Source organism: Chitinophaga sp. Hz27, from assembly GCF_042263525.1.
Classification (GTDB): domain Bacteria; phylum Bacteroidota; class Bacteroidia; order Chitinophagales; family Chitinophagaceae; genus Chitinophaga.
Genome location: NZ_JBHKFJ010000007.1, coordinates 307,300 through 326,455, shown reverse-complemented (window position 1 = coordinate 326,455; position 19,156 = coordinate 307,300). Strand labels below are relative to the sequence as shown.

The 19,156-nt window shown below is 43.6% G+C and carries 15 protein-coding genes; 13 read left to right on the top strand and 2 right to left on the bottom strand.

What is annotated here, in order from left to right; translation table 11 throughout:
• Nucleotides 1–112 precede the first annotated feature (112 nt).
• The gene (locus ACE38W_RS18365) at nt 113–1,645 is read right to left on the bottom strand and encodes a succinate CoA transferase (RefSeq protein WP_375832959.1); all 1,533 of its coding nucleotides are present in this window, start codon (nt 1,643–1,645) and stop codon (nt 113–115) included.
• Nucleotides 1,646–1,800: 155 nt separating this feature from the next.
• On the opposite strand from ACE38W_RS18365, the gene ACE38W_RS18360 reads away from it, so the two are divergent.
• The 13 genes from ACE38W_RS18360 to ACE38W_RS18300 all read left to right on the top strand — a co-directional run bounded on the left by ACE38W_RS18360 (nt 1,801) and on the right by ACE38W_RS18300 (nt 18,145).
• A complete protein-coding gene (locus tag ACE38W_RS18360; RefSeq protein WP_375832957.1) occupies nt 1,801–2,214 on the top strand; it encodes a hypothetical protein in 414 nt (137 codons plus the stop codon).
• A 142-nt stretch (nt 2,215–2,356) separates the two neighbouring features.
• The gene (locus tag ACE38W_RS18355) at nt 2,357–3,793 is read left to right on the top strand and encodes a DNA/RNA non-specific endonuclease (protein ID WP_375832955.1); all 1,437 of its coding nucleotides are present in this window, start codon (nt 2,357–2,359) and stop codon (nt 3,791–3,793) included.
• 70 nt (nt 3,794–3,863) lie between these two features.
• A complete protein-coding gene (locus ACE38W_RS18350) occupies nt 3,864–5,051 on the top strand; it encodes a M20 family metallopeptidase (protein WP_375832953.1) in 1,188 nt (395 codons plus the stop codon).
• A 78-nt stretch (nt 5,052–5,129) separates the two neighbouring features.
• The gene (locus ACE38W_RS18345) at nt 5,130–5,837 is read left to right on the top strand and encodes a hypothetical protein (protein ID WP_375832951.1); all 708 of its coding nucleotides are present in this window, start codon (nt 5,130–5,132) and stop codon (nt 5,835–5,837) included.
• Between the two features lie 273 nt (nt 5,838–6,110).
• Nucleotides 6,111–6,971 carry a fatty acid desaturase family protein gene (locus ACE38W_RS18340; protein ID WP_375832949.1) on the top strand — a complete coding sequence of 287 codons (861 nt, stop codon included), beginning with the start codon at nt 6,111–6,113 and terminating at the stop codon, nt 6,969–6,971.
• 255 nt (nt 6,972–7,226) lie between these two features.
• A complete protein-coding gene (locus ACE38W_RS18335) occupies nt 7,227–7,829 on the top strand; it encodes an RNA polymerase sigma factor (RefSeq protein WP_375832947.1) in 603 nt (200 codons plus the stop codon).
• Between the two features lie 68 nt (nt 7,830–7,897).
• A complete protein-coding gene (locus ACE38W_RS18330; protein ID WP_375832945.1) occupies nt 7,898–8,908 on the top strand; it encodes a FecR family protein in 1,011 nt (336 codons plus the stop codon).
• A 9-nt stretch (nt 8,909–8,917) separates the two neighbouring features.
• Complete coding sequence (locus ACE38W_RS18325; protein ID WP_375832944.1) at nt 8,918–11,920, top strand: TonB-dependent receptor domain-containing protein; 3,003 nt, start codon at nt 8,918–8,920, stop codon at nt 11,918–11,920.
• Nucleotides 11,921–11,930: 10 nt separating this feature from the next.
• Complete coding sequence (locus ACE38W_RS18320) at nt 11,931–13,268, top strand: DUF4876 domain-containing protein (RefSeq protein ID WP_375832942.1); 1,338 nt, start codon at nt 11,931–11,933, stop codon at nt 13,266–13,268.
• A gap of 18 nt (nt 13,269–13,286) precedes the next feature.
• On the top strand, nt 13,287–14,849 hold the full coding sequence (locus tag ACE38W_RS18315; RefSeq protein WP_375832940.1) for a DUF6850 family outer membrane beta-barrel protein: 1,563 nt from the start codon (nt 13,287–13,289) through the stop codon (nt 14,847–14,849).
• Nucleotides 14,850–14,871: 22 nt separating this feature from the next.
• Nucleotides 14,872–16,008: a cytochrome-c peroxidase gene (locus tag ACE38W_RS18310; protein WP_375832938.1), complete on the top strand. Its 1,137-nt coding sequence runs from the start codon at nt 14,872–14,874 to the stop codon at nt 16,006–16,008.
• A gap of 180 nt (nt 16,009–16,188) precedes the next feature.
• Nucleotides 16,189–16,776 (top strand): TetR/AcrR family transcriptional regulator, encoded by a 588-nt coding sequence (locus ACE38W_RS18305; RefSeq protein ID WP_375832936.1) that lies wholly within the window; start codon nt 16,189–16,191, stop codon nt 16,774–16,776.
• A 100-nt stretch (nt 16,777–16,876) separates the two neighbouring features.
• The gene (locus ACE38W_RS18300) at nt 16,877–18,145 is read left to right on the top strand and encodes an MFS transporter (RefSeq protein WP_375832934.1); all 1,269 of its coding nucleotides are present in this window, start codon (nt 16,877–16,879) and stop codon (nt 18,143–18,145) included.
• On the opposite strand, the gene ACE38W_RS18295 is transcribed toward ACE38W_RS18300, so the two are convergent.
• Entirely contained in the window at nt 18,126–19,064 is a 939-nt protein-coding gene (locus ACE38W_RS18295) for an alpha/beta hydrolase (RefSeq protein WP_375832932.1), read from the bottom strand. The two genes, ACE38W_RS18300 and ACE38W_RS18295, sit on opposite strands and share 20 nt — an antisense overlap.
• Between the last annotated feature and the right edge of the window lie 92 nt (nt 19,065–19,156).

Below are 19,156 nucleotides of genomic sequence, written 5' to 3'. Positions count from 1 at the left end.
ACAAATTTATTAGTCTCTACTTCGGTAGGGACTTTTTTTTTGAAAAAAAAGAGGCCGCTCTTTTTACGGAGCCGACCTCTTTGCCTTTCACACCTGTTCCTCATAAGCATGGTTACATTTCTTGCGGAACCACTATTTTTTTCATTGCGCCGGTGCTTTCCATTCGTTGGTGCCAGCTTAATGCCTCCTGTAGCAGATGAGGCGTGTGTCCGCCTTTCTTGCATGCTTCCAGGAAATAATCTTTTAATTCTTCTTTATAAGCAGGATCAGCGCAATTGCTGATAATGAGTTTTGCTCTTTCACGAGGGGCCAGTCCACGCAGATCGGCCAGACCAAAATCTGTAACGAGGATATCTACATCATGTTCGCTGTTATCGACATGAGATGCCATCGGCACAATATGTGATATGGCACCTGCTTTAGATGATGCCTGCGTTACAAACACACTCATATATGCGTTGCGTGCAAAATCGTTGGAACCACCGATGCCATTCATCATCTTTGTTCCGCCAATATGTGTTGAATTGACGTTACCGTAAATATCAAATTCGATGGCGGTGTTGATACTGATAACACCAAGTCTCCGTATCACTTCCGCTGCATTGCTGATATCCTGTGGACGCAATACGATATTAGGTTTATACTTATTGATATCGTTCATCAGCCTTGTATAGCAAGGTTGTGAAACGGTGATGCTGGAAGCAGATGCGAAATCCATTTTGCCGGCATCTATCAAATTGAAAGTACTGTCTTGCAGCACTTCCGAATACATGGTTAGGTTGTGGAAGTTGCCGTCGATAAAGCCTTCCAATACAGCGTTGGCTACTTTGCCGATGCCTGACTGCAATGGGCGCAGGGAAGGAGTGAGGCGACCTCTTTTTATTTCATGTTCGAAAAATTGAAGCAGGTGTCCTGCAATGGCGCGAGTTTTATCATCGCGCTCATTGATTTGTGCAGGACTATCCGTTGTTTCAGTTATTACTATCGCAATTATTTTTTCAGGATCTACGGGGATGGACGTACGTCCTATTCTGGTGCCTGCATTGGTTATTGGAATAATTTGCCTGTTTGGCCAGATGCCTGCAGAGAAGATATCATGTACGCCATGTAATGCCAATGGAACAGATATATTGATCTCTACAATGATTTTGGCCGCTGCGGCAGCGAAGCTGGCAGTATTACCTACCGATGTAGTAGGGACGATGCTGCCATCTTCTTCTATCATCAGTGCTTCAATGACCGCAATATCTGGTGTGATGATATGTTCGTTTATCAACTCTGCACTTTCTCCAAGGTGCTGGTCCATAAATAAAACATCACCATTGTTGATGTTACTGCGCAATACAGGATCTACCTGGAAAGGCATACGTTTTTTCAAGGCGTGGGCTTCTGCCAGTAGTCCGTCTGTACCGTGGCCGAGAGATGCGCCGGTAAGCAGCGTAATCTTCATCGGGTTGTCCTGTACATGAGCAGCCAAAGCTTTCAGTACGGCTTTACTGTCGCCTGCTTTGGTAAAACCACTACTTGCTACCACCATGCCGTCTTTAATAAATGAAGCGGCATTGGCTGCACTGGTGATCTTTCCTTGCAGGCCAGATCTCTTTATTCTATCTTCGTACATTGTTTTGATGATGGTTAATTGCATTCACATGCACGGCATAAAATTACGCGCAATCCGGATGGCTCAAATATGATAAAGGGTCAAAATGTTGTTCAAACCGGCCATTGTCTGCCAGCCAACCATTTTTCAATGTTGTTGTTATAGGAAACCGGTAAATCATCTTCCTAAAACATTAACAAATGAAAAAAATCCTCCTGCTCGCAGCAGTAGCCTGCATGCTGACTATTAGCCAAACCAAGGCCCAGGGCATTTTAGATGCCGCCAAAAAAGCCACCGGATCTTCGTCTTCATTGGGAAACCTCTCTAACCTGACCAGTGGCATCATGGGACAACTGACACCGAATTTAGGTCTCAACAACATCCAGCAACCAAAAGTCACTGACCTGGTATCTGGATTCCTCAAGCAAAAAGCAGGTATCATGCCTTTACAGCAAACTAACCCTGCTGACTACACGTCGAAATTCAAAGGACTGCAAGGAGGACTCTTTGGAAAATTAAAAACAGTACTTACCGTAGCGCAGTACTCCAAGTTCCTGGGATTGAAACCTAAGACCAGCGACGCTACCAATCTGTTATCTCAGTTATTCTTCTGATAATCTGCCCGTCATTTTTTTAATGTCGTTTATACTTAGCCGTTGAAACGGTGAAGTATAAACGACATTTATTTTTTTAGCAGCTCTACTGCTTTGCAGGAACACAGGAAATCGATATCTTCGCGCGCTCGTAACCTGCACTATGCCAAAGAAAAAAAGTAAGAGTAGTAATAGTAGCTCCCTCGTCATCATACTGGCTATCATAGCCTTTGTGGTAACATATTGTACACGTAAGTTTACAGCAGACAAGGCGAAGGAAATTCCTAAGAAAACTGCTCACAAGAAAACTTCTTCCGGAAAGAAAAAAACTGAATTACTCAGAGAGAATTTTGAGACCGATGGTCCTGTTAAAGAAAACTATAACAGCGAAACCATTACGCTTCCTTCTGGTAGCTGGACGCTGAAAGATGCAGTGATAGGTGGGAAGGCAGAAGATCATAAACAGGGTAACTATGCGCTTCGTATACGCGGCGGCGGTAGTGCTACCATGAACTTCGATGTGAATGTAAGCGGTACGGTAACGGTTACGCTAAAGCATGCTGCTTATGGTACGGACGCTGGTGGCAACTGGGAACTCTGGGCTTCTGTAAATAAAGGCCAGCGCTTCCTCCAGATAGGTAATGCGGTGAAAACAAGTTCTGCTACACTACAAACATCTACCTTTACTATCTCCACAGAAAAAACATTACGACTACAAATAAGAAATGCAGATAAGGATAATGGACGTATCAATTTTGATGCACTCAGTGTGGTATTCAGCAGTAGTAGTATTGAATCACCTGCCGGCACTGGTGGCAACAAAGGTAATACCGGCAATGAAGTAACCGGCGATAATGACAATATCTTGTTGGGTAACCCTAGCGATGCACAACAAGCGCTGGTAATGCCTAACAACTATCTGATGGATAAAGGCTATTACAAATTATCGTATAACCGTGATCGTGGTACGCCTAACTGGGTGAGCTGGCATGTGGGTTCCGATGACCTTGGTCCAATGTCGCGTGCCAACGATTTCCGCCCGGATGCAGACCTGCCAGACAATTGGTACCAGGTTTCACAGTCGAGTTATATTGGTAGTGGTTTTGATCGTGGACATAACTGTCCTTCCGGCGACAGAACATTTTCGCGCGATGCTAATGAGGCCACTTTCCTAATGACTAACATGATCCCGCAGGCGCCAATGCATAATCAGCATCTCTGGGCAAACCTGGAAAATTATACTCGTGATCTTGTAAAAGATGGCAACGAAGTATATATAATCATGGGAAGTTATGGTGTGGGCGGATATGGTGCCAAAGGCCTTCGCAAGAAAATTGACCGCGATAATATCACTGTTCCTGATCATATCTGGAAAGTAATTGTCGTAATTCCTGAAGGCAATAATGACCTGAAGCGTATCACGAAGAATACACGTATAATCGCAGTGAATACGCCTAATAAGAATGATGTGAGCACCAAATGGAATGCTTATCTTACTTCTATTGAAGAAATTGAAAAAGCCACAAATCTGAAGCTCCTGAGCAAACTGCCTGCAGCTGTAAGAACAGAGCTGGTAAAAAAAATCGATTCGGGAGATTGATAAATGTTATTTTCGGGTAAGCGGCAGCTGGTTATTGTAATCAGTTGCCGCTTATCAAAAAGGAAATAATATGCTCAAAGATAAAATCAGACAGCTCGCAAAAGAGCTGCAACCTTCAACCATAGCTAATCGCAGACATCTGCATACCAACCCCGAATTATCTTACAAAGAATATAATACTGCAAAATTTATTGAAGCACAGCTGGACGCTTATGGCATCCGTCATGAAAGGATGGCTGATACGGGCGTAGTGGCGCTGCTGAAAGGAGAGAAGGCTGCTTCTGATGCAGTTATCGCCCTGCGGGCAGATATCGATGCCTTACCCATACAGGAGTTGAACGATGTGAACTATAAATCTCAAAACTCAGGCGTCATGCATGCCTGCGGCCATGATGTACATACTTCTTCCTTATTGGCCACTGCTGGTATTCTACAAAGGATGAAGCCAGATTTCAGTGGCACAGTGAAATTGATTTTTCAACCTGCTGAAGAGCTGATCCCTGGCGGCGCTAGCATGATGATCAAAGAAGGGGTATTGCAAAATCCCAAGCCAGACCATATTTTCGGGCAGCATACGATGCCGGAGCTGAGAGCTGGCAAGGTGGGTTTCCGTGGTGGCAGATATATGGCCAGCAACGACGAAATATTTATTACTGTAAAAGGTAAGGGGAGCCATGGGGCCATGCCTTACCTGGGTATTGATCCGGTAGTTATTGGCTGTCATATTATCACTGCATTGCAACAGATCGTGAGCAGAAGAGCCAATCCTTTATTGCCTTCTGTTTTATCTTTTGGAAGGATGATCGCTAATGGCGCTACCAATGTGATACCAGACGAAGTACGTATTGAAGGCACTTTCCGGAGTCTGGACGAAGGCTGGCGCAAGGCGGCTCACGAAAAAATCCGTAAGATGGCCGTTTCTATTGCAGAAGGGATGGAGGCGGAATGCATAATAGATATACAGCAAGGATATCCTGTACTGATCAATGATGAAGTGCTGACCACTGTTGCTAAACAACATGCGATCGACTTTTTGGGTGCAGAAAATGTTGTGGACCTGGATATCTGGATGGCAGCCGAAGATTTTGCATATTATTCTCAGTCGGCCGAAGCCTGCTTCTACCGCCTTGGTGTGCGCAATGAAGACCGAGGTATCGTTTCCGGACTGCATACTGCCACTTTTGATGCTGATGAGATCTGCCTGGAAACCGGCGCCGGACTGATGACCTACCTAGCGTTGAAAACACTTGGTAACTGACCCTAACGTTATTGTATATACGTAAATACTTCGTATAATAAAAATAATTACTATATTTGCGGGTAGAAAGATTGTCCTATGAAAGCCCGTATAATATTGAGTGCCGTATTATTGTCGGCATTCCTTTTCGCCTGTAATAAAGAGGTGATCGTCGAACCTAATATTAATGGTCCGGTTTCGTCTGGTGGTAATAATGGTAACAACAACGGAAACGGAAACACCGGAAACAATGGAAACAACGGTGGTAGTACTTCCACAGATATTACCGGTACATGGAAACTGGCCTCTATTGAGTCAAAAAACTTCACGCAGACATCCTACGATTTCGGTGGTACCACGGTTTCTTCCACTACCGTAATGAACTTCCTGGATAATGTCAACGCTGCAGGCCTATTCACTTTTGCGGCCAATCATGCCACAGCCAAAGGAATGACCTTTAAGGTGAAAACAACCTTGAGCACCACCATGGTGACCTCCGGTGTTTCACAGCCAATGACGCAGGACCTGGAATATACCATTCCCGCCACCGATAGCGAGTCCTCGTATCAACTGATTGGCAAGGATTCTATCCAGGTGCCGTTAATGGCGCCAGACCTGTCAGGATTGGGGCTTAGCGCAGATATTTCCTTCCCTGAAGTGACCACCTACGGCTATCTTATCAGCGGTGATACCCTGACCATGGAAGGAAGGCTGATACAGAAAGACGTAACTACTGATATCCAGGGGTTACAAGGAAAAGTAAATAGTGATGCCTATCAGAAGCTGAAATTTGTGCGTGTAAAATAGTTGCCTGCTTATTATATTTCCTGGGCTGCCTCGTTAGTTATCCAACTAATAAGGCAGTCCTTTTATTATCCGCATACCGTGAAAATACCCGCTGGTACACCCGGTCAAATGCGGGAAAGTAGCTGCCCGCTTTCTTGAAATAATTCTTTATCTTCGTTATAACACGACACAACGTCATTGACCTTGGCGTGTATTCCTTGAGAACTGGCATTAGCCCCGACCTAACCCTGCTAACATCGCATTTTACTACTCACCCTCAAAAAGGAGTCGGAGATGAAAGAATATCTCATCCATAATAACCGCAAGGCAGCATTAGCCATAGCAAGAGATTGGAGCGTTATTGTGCTGATCGCCTGGCTAAACATCCGTTATCCATCTATTTATCTTTATATTCCATCCGTATGGGTAATTGGCGCCTTTCAATTTGCGATTGGTGAATCATTATTGCATGAGGCATCACATCATAATCTCTTCCAGCAAAAACAGCTGAATTACGACCTGGAATTTTTATACGCCCTTCCTTTTTTTAAAACGGTAGAGCAGTTCCGCCACGAACACCTGGTGCATCACAGCCGCCTTGGAAAAATGGAAGACCACCTGGTAGATGACTATCGCCGTATGGGTTTATTTAACCCACGCTATCATTTTGCATATATCTGGTTTATCAAACCACTCACCGGATTACCAGGCATACACTATATGCGTACCATCAGCCTTAAACCTTTTAAAAGTGGCTGGAAAATAATCGCATTCTGGGTAGTGGTGGTAACCTTGTTTGCGATCACCGGCAAACTATTATGGCTATTGGAATTCTGGCTAATACCACTGTTCTGGAGTGGCAGCGCCTATTTATACTGGTCTGAGATCTCCGATCATTTCCATACCATCTCTGGTACACGCACCAATATCAACACATTTACCAACCTGATTACCCATAACAACGGCTTTCATTACATCCACCATAAATATCCTACCATACCCTGGTTTCGGTTGCCGGAAGCATACCAAAAGCTGGCGCCTATTCAAAGTGATATCACCACTGGTTTCTTTGAAACTTATCGGCAGATCATCCGGAATAAATCTGCGCATCTTCCTAATTATTTCAGCGAAAATCAACAGATGGTTGAGGGCTGATAACAACATTTTTGTTGGGTATCTGTCATGAATACACGAAAAAATTCCTCCATTGTTGTAATATTTCCCGATTTGTAAACGGGGATAAATTCGCTTGCAATCTTTTGTGGTATTGGGTTTAGGTAGATGATTCCCCCTCTGTTACTACTCACTTCTCTCGTTTTAAAAATTCCCGATTGCGTAAACAGCGGGAGAGAACTCCCCGTACTTTTGCATTCCCTTACAGGAGGAAAGTAATACTTAAAGTAGTTATTAATGGAAATACCAGCAGTGGGCGAATTGTGGGAGGGACTGTTGCAAGGCGATGAAGCCAGGTTTTTTGAACTGTTCGATACCTGGTATCCCGGGATGCTGGCATATGGACTACGTATTACTTTCGATAGGGAGCTGGTAAAAGATACGATCAACCAGACATTCCTTTACTTCTGGGAGAAACGCGCTATACTCGCTACTGTAGAGCACCCATCCGCATATATGTATACTTCTTTCAGAAGAAGGCTGATCACTGCCGCAGAAAAAACGAATGCGCTGCTACAGTTTCCCGGCGACCTTGTAAATGAAGGCATAGACCAGGTAGAAGATTCACATGAACAACTACTTATCAGCCAGATCAAGATCAAAGAACTGGAACTGATACTGGCTAAAGCCATCGGGCGATTATCCGTAAGGAAACAGGAACTGATACGATTGAAGTACTACGAGGGACTGAGCTATAGCGAAATAGCGAACAAAACTAAATTAACAGAGCGAACTATATACAACAAAATTCATGAGGCCATAAAAACGCTCAGAGCCAACCTGACAGCGGACGGGCACTCAAAAGAAATCATCTCTGCGATACAGCTATTATTACTGTAGAAAAAAATATGCTTTCAGGCGGGTAAAAAATCAGGGGTGCTGCTCTCTTATAATAAAGCACAGCGAAAATGCAGCCACCTTTAACAATAACAAACCTTGCCAGTGATGAATCATTCATCAATTATTGTCTGAATAATAATGCAGCAGATATTGCCTACTGGCAACAGTTTGAGGCAAGCCATCCTGAACTGCATCCACTGTTGCAGGAAGCCGCTGTATTGGTGCTGGCATTGCATCTCCATGGTGAGCTTGCCGAATGTGCTGCGCAGAAAATAAAGCTCCGGCAATTGATGTGGCAAGAGTCAGAAAGAGAGACGCCACAGCGGCCTAAAGTATACCCGCTATTTATTCGTATAGCCGCTGCCGTAACACTGCTGTTTATTGCTTTCGGTGCTTACTATCAATGGAAAAATTCCTATTCACCTGAATATATTATTGTCGGCACACAGAAAGGTGAGCGGAAGAAATTTGTATTGCCTGATAATTCTGTTATATGGCTCAATGCCGCTACTACGCTGCGTTTTAAAGAAAAGTTTGCCAGTGATAGGTCACTGGAACTCTTGGATGGAGAAGCTTATTTTCAGGTGGCACACGATAGTCTGCAACCATTCACTGTTACCACCGCTTCGGGGATGAAAGTAACCGACCTGGGAACTGCGTTTGTCATCAAAAGTTATACAACACTCACCGAAGAAAAGGTAGGGGTAGTAGAAGGCATAGTAGCCGTAAGCAATTCAAAATATAAAGCAGATGCTGTAAAAGCCGGACAGGCAACAGTTTTAGATAAAATCACTGGCACCCTGCGCATGGAGCCTTATGCCATCGCAACGGCTAATTGGAGAAATGGCGCCATCACGCTCACTAATGTAAGCTTCGAGGAATTACGTCAAGACCTGGAACGCTTATACAACATCCAGGTTGTTTTTGATACACCTGGCATCGGCAATTGTAGGATCACCGCCAGTTTCAACAGCACTGATCCACTTACAAAGATTATGGACGCATTACATATGATTTACGGTATCACCTATACGAATACTGGTAATATCATTCATATTAAAGGACAGCCTTGTCAATAATTTAAAGAAATGAAATTTTTAAATTCATATAAGCAGCTCTCATTACTTTTGGTCATACTGTTGTCGGCCTTACTGGTAGCCGCTCAGCAGGCGCGGCGAACATACGTTGACGTTGTACTCAAAGGTGGCCCTTTACCACAAGTATTACAGCAGCTGGCAAGAGAAACTTCCTGCACTTTCACCTATAATCCTGCTGACCTCAGCCGCTTTAAAACCGGTACCAAGAAGTATAGTCATGTAACCATTAGTGGTATTGTGTTAGACCTGCTCAAAGAGACAGGTTATGACTTTAAATATAATGGCAGCAGTTATGTCATCTATCCAAAAAATATAATTGCAGCTACGCCAAAGCAGCTCTCAAATCATAACGGTATGCCCATGCAGCCAGGGATATTCAGCGCAAGGGTAATAGATGAAAAGAATAAGCCGTTGGCCTTTGCCAGCATAAAGCTGGACGATAACCGCGATCAGCAGACAACTGATAATAATGGTATGTTTTCCTTTAAAATTCCTGATACCAGGCAGGCATCTCACCTGACCATCAGTTATATGGGAAAACAAACGTTGGAAATACTGCTGACTGCCAGTGATTACAAACAAATACCAACCTATATACTAAAAGAGTTAAGTCTTACCCTCGATGGTATTCACGTAAATGCGGTACAGAAAGGGACCAACTCCAATTCGTCCATCGTGTTCGACAGAGATGTGATTGAACAGTCGCAGGCCTTTTCCCTGGCGGATCTGCTGAGCACATTACCAGGCCGTGAAGTGAAGGCGCCAGACCTGCAAAATGTACAGGTGCTGAATATAAGAACAGCAGCTACCGACGTAGCTTCAGACCTGAACGCACTGGGCGTTACCTATATTGTTGATGGTATTGCACAATCCAATGATGCAAATATGCAGTCTAAAAGTCTTTCCATGTTTGGGCTAAGCACCGCTATGGTAAGGCCTTACGGCGAAAGGGGATTTGATGTTCCTTACACCGGACTGGATATGCGCGATATTCCGGTGAGTAATATTGAACGTGTTGAAATCGTGTCTGGTATTGCCTCCGCAAGGATTGGTAATGCTACTACCGGGGCAGTCATCATCGATCGGCAGGCAGGATATTCGCCCTGGTCTATGAACGTGGGTATCAATGGTTATACCACGCAATACTCTCTGGGAAAGGGTTTTGATCTTGGAAAGAAATTAGGTGCGTTGAATATCTCTGTCAGTCATCTCCGTAATAACACTGATCCACGTAACATGCTGCAATCATACAACAGAACAAATCTGAATGTAATGTGGACAGATTATCTCTCTAAAAAATTAAAGAATACTATATCAGTTTCTTATGGCTACAGAAATGATAATTTAAAATCAGACCCTGAAGATAGCCGTGAACAGGCCGTTTACGCGAAAACGAATAACCTCAGCATCACTAACAGAATGGCTTATGAAGTAAATTCAAAAGCCTTGCGCAGTGTCAGCCTGAATATTGGCTACTCGCATGCACGTCAGGAATCATATGCTCAATTTCTGATTAATTCGCAGCCTAAAGCCATTGCAGACAAAGATACTATAGGCGTTTATGAAGGCTACTATATTCCGGGCAACTATATGGCGATAGATCATGTTTTGGGGCAACCGGATAATGCCAGCGCCGACCTAAATGCTGATGGTACCTGGCTTACGGGCAATATAGAGCACCGCTGGAATATGGGATGGCAAACTGCTATCAGTTATAACAATGGAGATGGAGTGATCGTAGATCCCACCACGCCAAGGTTTGTAAACCAAAGTTATCAGAACCAGCGCCCTTATTCTTATGAATTTTTACCAGCGTTGATAAACACAGGTTTTTATTTGCAAGACCATTTTAATGTTTTCCTGGGAGATAAAAAACTTACGCTTGATCCAGGCTTGAGATATGATATACAGAATGGTTACGGAACGCTGCAGCCTCGTGTCAATACAGCTTTAGAGCTGAATAGCCGCTTTACTACCACATTGGGTTTGGGAACTTCCAGCAAAGCGCCGGGTATGGCTTACCGTTATCCAGCGCCATCTTATTTTGATATTCCCGTGCTGCTGGTGTATGACCAGGACCCTAATAAACGCGTAGCCCTGATGTATACCGAAAAAGTGACACCAAACAATAATAACCTGAAGCCTATACGCTCCACACAGGTAGAGTGGGGTTGGAAATACAAGGATAAAAAAATCGCGACTTCTTTGTTTCTCTACTACAGAAATATGCGTGGTGGCTTTAATACAGGCTCTGATCAGAAAATGTACCAGGTGCCTGAATATGATTATGATACCATCGGTGGTAAAATTCATTACTGGCCTACCGGGAAATATAAGAAACTGACAGGCATGGCTGTGAGCCAGGTAATGAATGATGTGAATACGGATGATATAGGCGCCGACTGGATGCTGAATATTGGAAAGATAAAACCGATTGCTACCAGCTTCAGTTTTTCAGCAGCGGCGGCGTATAGCAAGTATGGCAGTCATCTGAACCGGACTTATGTAGAAACTAGCTCGCTGGCTGTTGCCAACAACGTTTGGTATGGCGTGTATTCTCCGTTGAACTATGAATCATGGGCATTCAGCGCCAGAGTGAATTCGTCTACACATATTCCTAAACTGGGCTTTATTGTAAATCTTACTACCAATCTTGCCCTCTACAAACGACAGTCGAATTTTAATAATAGTAACAGGTTGCTGGGATATACGGACCTGAACAGCATTTATCATCCGAATTCGGAACTCTCACCAGATGATCCGATCATCAAAATATTAGGCAACCTGGATACATCTGCTTACGACAATTCAGATCCATTTTACCTCACGTTCAACATGCAGGTGGTGAAAGAAATCAAGAAGAAAATCAGGTTTTCGGTGAATGCCTACAATGTTTTCAATTTAATTAATCAGAAATACAGCGACATGACCAAAACTGTGCGGAGCTTCTCTCAGCCAGTGGTTTTGTCCGGAGAAATAGCGTTGAAATTCTAAAAAACTTTCTATGAGAAAAATTCTTTTTGTCGTGCTGTCCATCTTTGTTTTTGCTTCCTGCAGTAAAGATAAAGCAGCGCCTTTGCAGCCGGTAGATATAGCCGTATCGCTTCAGTTATCTGCTGATAATAGTGTGAGCATTCCATATAAGGGTGCTGTGGTTACGCTTACCAATACTACAAATAGTAATAAGTATAAAGACAGTATTACTACAGATACCAATACCGTATTTTTTAGTAAGATGACCCCCGGGACTTATAATATTTCTGTAGAATTGAAATTATCTGCAGATGATTATTTTAAAGCAACCGGTCAGAAAGTGGGCAGCAGCGTCATTTTCACGGGTACGCTTACTGCAGCCGCAGTATCGCCTCAAAACAATTTAACCGTGAGTATTAAAACGGGTGGCGGTTCTGAAAGTTGGGTGATCAAACAAATTTATTATGCTGGCTCCGATACTAAGGATGGCGCACTTTTCAGAGATCAGTTTTTTGAAATTTATAACAACTCGGATCATGTGTTGTATGCCGACAGTCTGTATTTCGCGCAGGTGGAAGGTGTAGCAACTGCGCTGGCAAGTATCGACTTTAATAAAGGTTACTACCAACTTACAACCGGACAATGGGACTGGTCTAAATCCGATGGTAATACCGTTGCCAATGCTAATACGGATTATGTCTATTCAGGTATGATCTTCCGCATCCCTGGTAATGGTACTACTTACCCGGTGCAGCCAGGCCAAAGTCTGATCATTGCACAAACAGCCATCAATCACAAAGTGCCGTTTGTTGATATCAATGGTAAAGAAGTAGGAGTACGTAATCCAGACCTGACGGTGGATTTGAGCAAAGCAGATTTTGATGTGTACATGGGTAATTTTCCAGGTACCAATCCATTGGCTTCTGATCTCAACACGGCTACTACACACGTTACCGTTATTGCCAACAGCAACCGCGATCTGATTCTCGATAACCTGGGCAGAGAAGGACTGATGCTGTTTAAAACAACCGCTGATATTAAGTCTGCATGGCAGCTGTTCAAAACGCCGGATAACAATCCTAAAGATACCAAACTGTTTTTCCGTATGCCAAAAGCAGGTATGCAGATTTTTGATGCTGTAGAAATGCAAACCACAGAAATGGCTAAACATACCCCTAAGCGCCTTCCAGCTGATCTGGATGCGGGTTACAGTTATGTCAGCAATGGTTCGTATAGTGGGCAGTCTATCCTGCGTAAAACGTTGCATAAAGTAGACGGCCGTATCGTATTGCAGGATACCAATAACTCAATTCTGGATTTTGTTGTGATCAAGGCAGATCCTTCTAAGAATGCATTTACCAGTAAATAAGCGAGAATTTATTATATCATGAAGTATTTATCGATGTTGATACCGGCGATGTTATTTTCTGTTGCAGCCTTTGCACAGAAGGCTATTACAGCGGACAGTATCCTCAGTTATGAGCCAGCGTTGAGCCGCTATAAATGGGCTTCACAGTCTATTGCCAGCTTACACCGATATACTACCAATGATGTGGGTATCGTATCGGTGGGCATTAATAGAGAGGATGGCGGCTTCCGGCTGGCACAACTGCCACAGCAACATACGGTAATATCTTTTGAAAGTGAAGGTATTCGTACATTAGGACGATTCAGGGTATATGGTAGTTTTTCATATAGCCGTACTAGTGATGACAGCGTATCCTGGCAGCTACAAGGGCTGCCAGACCTAAACCGTCCTTATTTTCTTGCAGCCCGCAAGGCCGGCAGCTTTGAGCGTCAGCAATATAAAATCAACGGGAGAGTATCTTATGAAGCCATTCCCAACAAGTTATTGGTGGGTAGTGGAATTTATTATCTCTACAACACTGCCTTTCGTAATATTGATCCACGGCCCGGCGTGAAAGATTTTGAAATGCGTGTGAGTCCGGAAGTGGCACTGATAGCAGGTAAGCACACTATCGCCGTTTCGCCTTCTATGGGTTATTCTTTTGAAAATACGCAAGTAGCTTACCTCAACAAACAATATCAGAATAATATCGATAGCTTCCCGGAACGACGTACCTGGATGATCATGGGCATGGGCTATCGGCAGCCAAGACCCGGTGCAGACGGGAATATCCGCACCAATTCCAATACAAAAGGATTGCGTATAACGGAAATGTATCAACGAAATGATTGGACCTTACAGGCCTCACTGGGCTACGATTGGCGTAGGTATAAAACCGGTAGCTACCTGGATAACTCATTAAATCAATCATTGTGGGGGACCTATACACTGGAAGAATATACGTTTAATCTGGGCTTCTACAAAGGCAACAGGCATAGTTTTCAGCTGAGTGGAAAAGTTTCGGCAGGGGATGATATCAATCGTTATTCCGCCGGGAATACACAAGTAGCACTGAATGGTACCAACTACGTATATCGTGCCACGGAAATGCAGGCCTATTATGCCTATGCTGGGGCTGCGCATAAAGGATTATCTTTTGGCGTTGATGCAGGTGCAGGATTACAACATGCCGCTAAACAAGACTATTTGAGTACACAAGTTTTGGATTATACGGTTATCACACCAACGATAGGAGGTACATTGAATGGGCAGCTGCAAAACAATGACCGCATTAAAGTGAAACTGACTGTGGGCGCATATCTTCCTGTACAAACAGCCGTGGAGGTAGCGCCATTGCAGATAAATGAAATGGTAACAGATGTCTTATACCATGATTATTACTATTGGAAAAGTCTGGCAGGAAGTATTGGACTATACGCAAATTATATCACAGGACGTATATTTAAAACAATGCCAGCAGGACTGAGTGCGCAGGTGAAGTATACCGGTAAGTTAAATTCAGATAATTATCCGTTGGCGGAAATCAGAGAAGTGGGCCCATACCGTTTGCATTATGGAGTTTCATTTAATCTTTATCTATAAGGAAGCAGTATTTATATCAACGATGAAACGTACAATTATTATCATTTCCTGTTTGCTGTTGCTGGTGTTTGCATCGGCGTTGACAACAGGCAACGGCTATGCACAGCTGGAGGCTGATAGCTTACGTGCGCTATATGCGCGCCCGGTGGCAGAATGGCCCAGGCCAACCATAGACTCAGGCGTGCAGTATAAAGAGTTCGAAGCGATTTTGCCAGACACTAGTTTATCACATCTGTTGGAGTTACCCGATGTTAACCTCGGGAAGATGTTATTCTTTGATCCTCGTTTGTCTGGCAGCAACCAGATCTCCTGTAGCAGCTGTCATGATCCGGATATGGCCTGGACAGATGGACGCAGGGTGTCGTTAGGCAATGATCATTTGCAAGGTTCCCGCAACACGCCTTCCTTGCTTAATATAGGCGAGGCGCATCGCAGTTTTTTCTGGGATGGCCGCTCCGAAAGCCTGGAAGATCAGGCTATCAATCCTATTGCCACCCACCACGAGATGGACATGGAGCCTGTACTGCTGGCAGATAAGCTGAGTAAGATCGCGGGCTATAAAAAATTATTCAAGCTGGCCTATGGCTCCGATAAGATCACGATAGATAGGATCGTACAGGCGTTGGCAGCTTTTGAATCCACCATTAAAAGCCGCACCAGTAAGTTTGACCAGTTTGTTATGGGCAACTACAAACGCCTGAACGACCAGGAAATACAAGGCTTGCACCTATTCCGTACCAAGGCAAGATGTATGAATTGCCATAATGGTAAGTTCTTTACTGACGATGAATTCCATAATATCGGTCTTACCTATTACCAGCGTAAGTATGAAGATCTGGGAAGATATGCGATTACCAAAGATCCGGCAGATGTAGGCCGTTTCAGAACGCCCTCGCTACGTGATGTGATGCTGACCAGGCCATGGATGCACAACGGATTATTCGACAACATAGAAGGGCTGATCAACATTTATAACAGCGGTATGCAGATGATGAAGCCAAAGCCAGGACAAGAGCAGGATTCGCTGTTTCCTCGCACGGATAGGCTAATGCAGCCATTGAATCTCACTGCTACTGAAAAGCAAGCCCTGATTGCTTTCCTGCAATCTATTACAGGCGTACCTTATAAGATGAGAAGGCCAGAGCAGTTGCCGCAGTAATTATATAATAGTTTTTGATAAAAAATACGCCTGGGCTGGGAGTTGACTCCTGTGCCCAGGCGTATTTTTTATTATTATTTCCCAATTCAACGCCTTAAAAATCAAAGGTTCTAACTCCGGGATCTATTCAGCAGAGAAAAATAATTTTAAAATAAGCGATTGCTTACTTATTTTTGCGTCATGAGATATAGAGACGAGAATAAAATCCAGAATATTAAAGAAAAAGCTATCGAAATGATAGCAAAAGAGGGGTATGAAAATTTCGGGATTAATCGTTTGGCAAAGGCGGCGGGGGTATCTCCGGCTACCATCTATATCTACTATAAGGATAAGGAAGACCTGATTTCAAATATTGTATCGGAGGCGAGTGATGCCATGGTAAAAGCCATTTTTCATGATTTTGATCCTGAATCAAGCTTTGAGGAAGGATTGTGGAAGCAGTGGAAAAACAGGGCGGCATATTGTCTGAAAGAACCCATGATGAATACTTTCATGGAGCGTATGCGTAATACGGACATTGGTAACTGCCAACAGGTACAGATAAACGACCAGATGAAGAAACATTCTTCTACGTTTATGACCAAAGCTCATGAGCGGGGAGAGCTAACCTGTATGTCGCTGGAAGTATACTGGGCAGTGGCTTTTTCGCCATTGTATACGTTGATCCGATTTCACCAGCAAGGCAAGAGCTTTGGTGGTAGAAAGTTTCAGCTTACTGATGAAATATTGAGAGAGGCCTTCGAAAAAGTAATTAAATCCTTTAAATAACGATCTAAATCTTAAAGTTATGTAACCGCTCTATTCTCAACCGGAAACTAATTATTTTTTGCATCTCAAAGGATGAGAGCATGCTTATTAATCGTTGTATATGAAAAAAGAAATCCCCTTTAGTGGTGAGCAGAAGCTCATCGTATTAATGTTAGCCCTTACTCAGTTTACAGTTGTACTAGATTTCATGGTGTTATCTCCGTTAGGTGATATACTGATGAAGTCTATGAAAATAACGCCTGACCACTTTGGTATCGTAGTAGCTGCGTATGCCTTCAGTGCTGGCGCTTCCGGATTGCTCACCGCAGGTTTTGCCGATAAATATGACCGCAAGAAACTGTTGATATTTTTCTACGGCGGCTTTATGCTAGGAACCTTGTGCTGTGGCCTTTCTACTAACTATACCATGTTGGTTGCGTCGCGTACCATCACCGGGTTATTTGGTGGTGTTATCGGCTCCATATCTATGGCCATTGTGACGGACCTGTTTCCTCTGGAACAGCGTGGTCGCGTAATTGGCTTTGCCCAGATGGGCTTTGGAGCTAGCCAGGTACTTGGTATTCCTGTAAGCTTGTATATCGCTAATCGCTGGGGCTGGGAATCACCTTTCTTTATGGTGGTGATACTGGCCGGACTTATCATGAACCTGATCATTTTCCGCTTGCCACCAGTGACAGCGCATCTGAAAATGCAGCATGATAAATCAATTGTTCAGCACCTGCTGCATACCATTAAGAAGAAAGATTATCGTGTAGCCTTTACCGCTACTGCGTTATTATCTATTGGTGGTTTTATGATGATGCCTTTTGGTAGCACTTATGCTATCAACAACCTGCATGTTACACAGGAGCAACTACCAATATTGTTTACTGCTTCTGGTTGTGCTTCGTTGATAATTATGCCGCTAATAGGTAAACTGAGTGATAAGGTAGACAAATTCGGTTTGTATACCGTTGCTGCCTGCTGGTTGATGGTAATGGTGGTCATCTACACCAATATTACACCACAACCTTTATGGATACTCGTAGTTATCAACGTATTGATGCTTGCAGGTATTTTAGCACGTATGGTGCCGGCAACTACCATGGTGACTGCCATTCCTGTTATGGAAGACAGAGGCGCGTTTATGAGTATCAACGCATCGCTGCAACAGATTGCAGGTGGCGTGGCTGCTGTATTAACAGGCATGATCGTAACACGTAAGGATAGCTTTTCTCCGCTCCAACATTATGATATTGTAGGCTGGGTCGTTGTAGCCTTTAGTTTGATCAGTATCGTATTGTTAGGCCGCGTAAGTAAAATGGTGAAGACTAAACGTGCGAATAGCACTCCGTCTCCCGTTACGGAAGCTATTTCAGAAATTGCGTAATATATCGCACTAATTCACTGTTTAAAGGCAGTTTCGGATCGCTATAGGTAGCCAGATTGGCTGCCTGATCGGCCGGAGCTGCCTTTAATATATGATTCATACCAGCTATAATATGTAAAGCTGCTTTTGGATTTCCTTTCTTCAACAATTCAGCATCTTCTTCGTGTACATGCATGTCGGTAGTGCCCTGTAAAATCAGTACCGGTGCATCGATTTTTGCTATCTCCACTGCAGGATCATATTTCAGCCAGGAGATTAAATACGGTTGTAGTGAAGGACGAAAAAGTGACTGCATTACCGGACTGCCATCAGACCATACATGCATACCATTGGCCAGACTGTCCAACATACTACCCACCTTATCTTTTACCATCGGAGCGCTGACAGCTATTTGTTTTTTTAGGGTGATGCCTATATTTTCTCCCGTTCCTGCAATAGAGATATAACCAGCTACTGGCTCTTTTTCAAAGGCCAGCATACCTATCAACGAGCCTTCGCTATGACCTGCAACATAAACTTTACTGAATCTTTTATCCGCTTTTAATGCATGTAGAAATGAAGCGGCGTCATCTGCATAAGTACTGAACAACATTTCAGCTTCCGACTTCATAGCTGCTTTACTGGCGGCTATCCCGCGTTTATCATATCGTAAGGTAGCAATACCATATTGTACCAAAGAGTCAGCAAGTTGTTTATAGGTGTCGTTACGGACACCAAATTTATTGTTGCCATTCCTGTCGGTAGGACCGGAACCCGCAATTAATAACATTACCGGCACCTGCAGGTTGCTCACAGGATAGGTAAGCGTACCATAAAGATCGCCGGTTGAGGTATGCAGTACGTAGGCGCTATCTGTAAGAGTTTGCGCATTGATATTTATCGTCAATACAATTAGCAGGGATGTAAAAATGAATCTCATAAGGGGAAGATTGTTGGGGAATTTAAATCAAATTTAAATACATGACGAATGAAGTGTGACCGCAGTCTTTTAATTATAAAAAAAACGAAGGC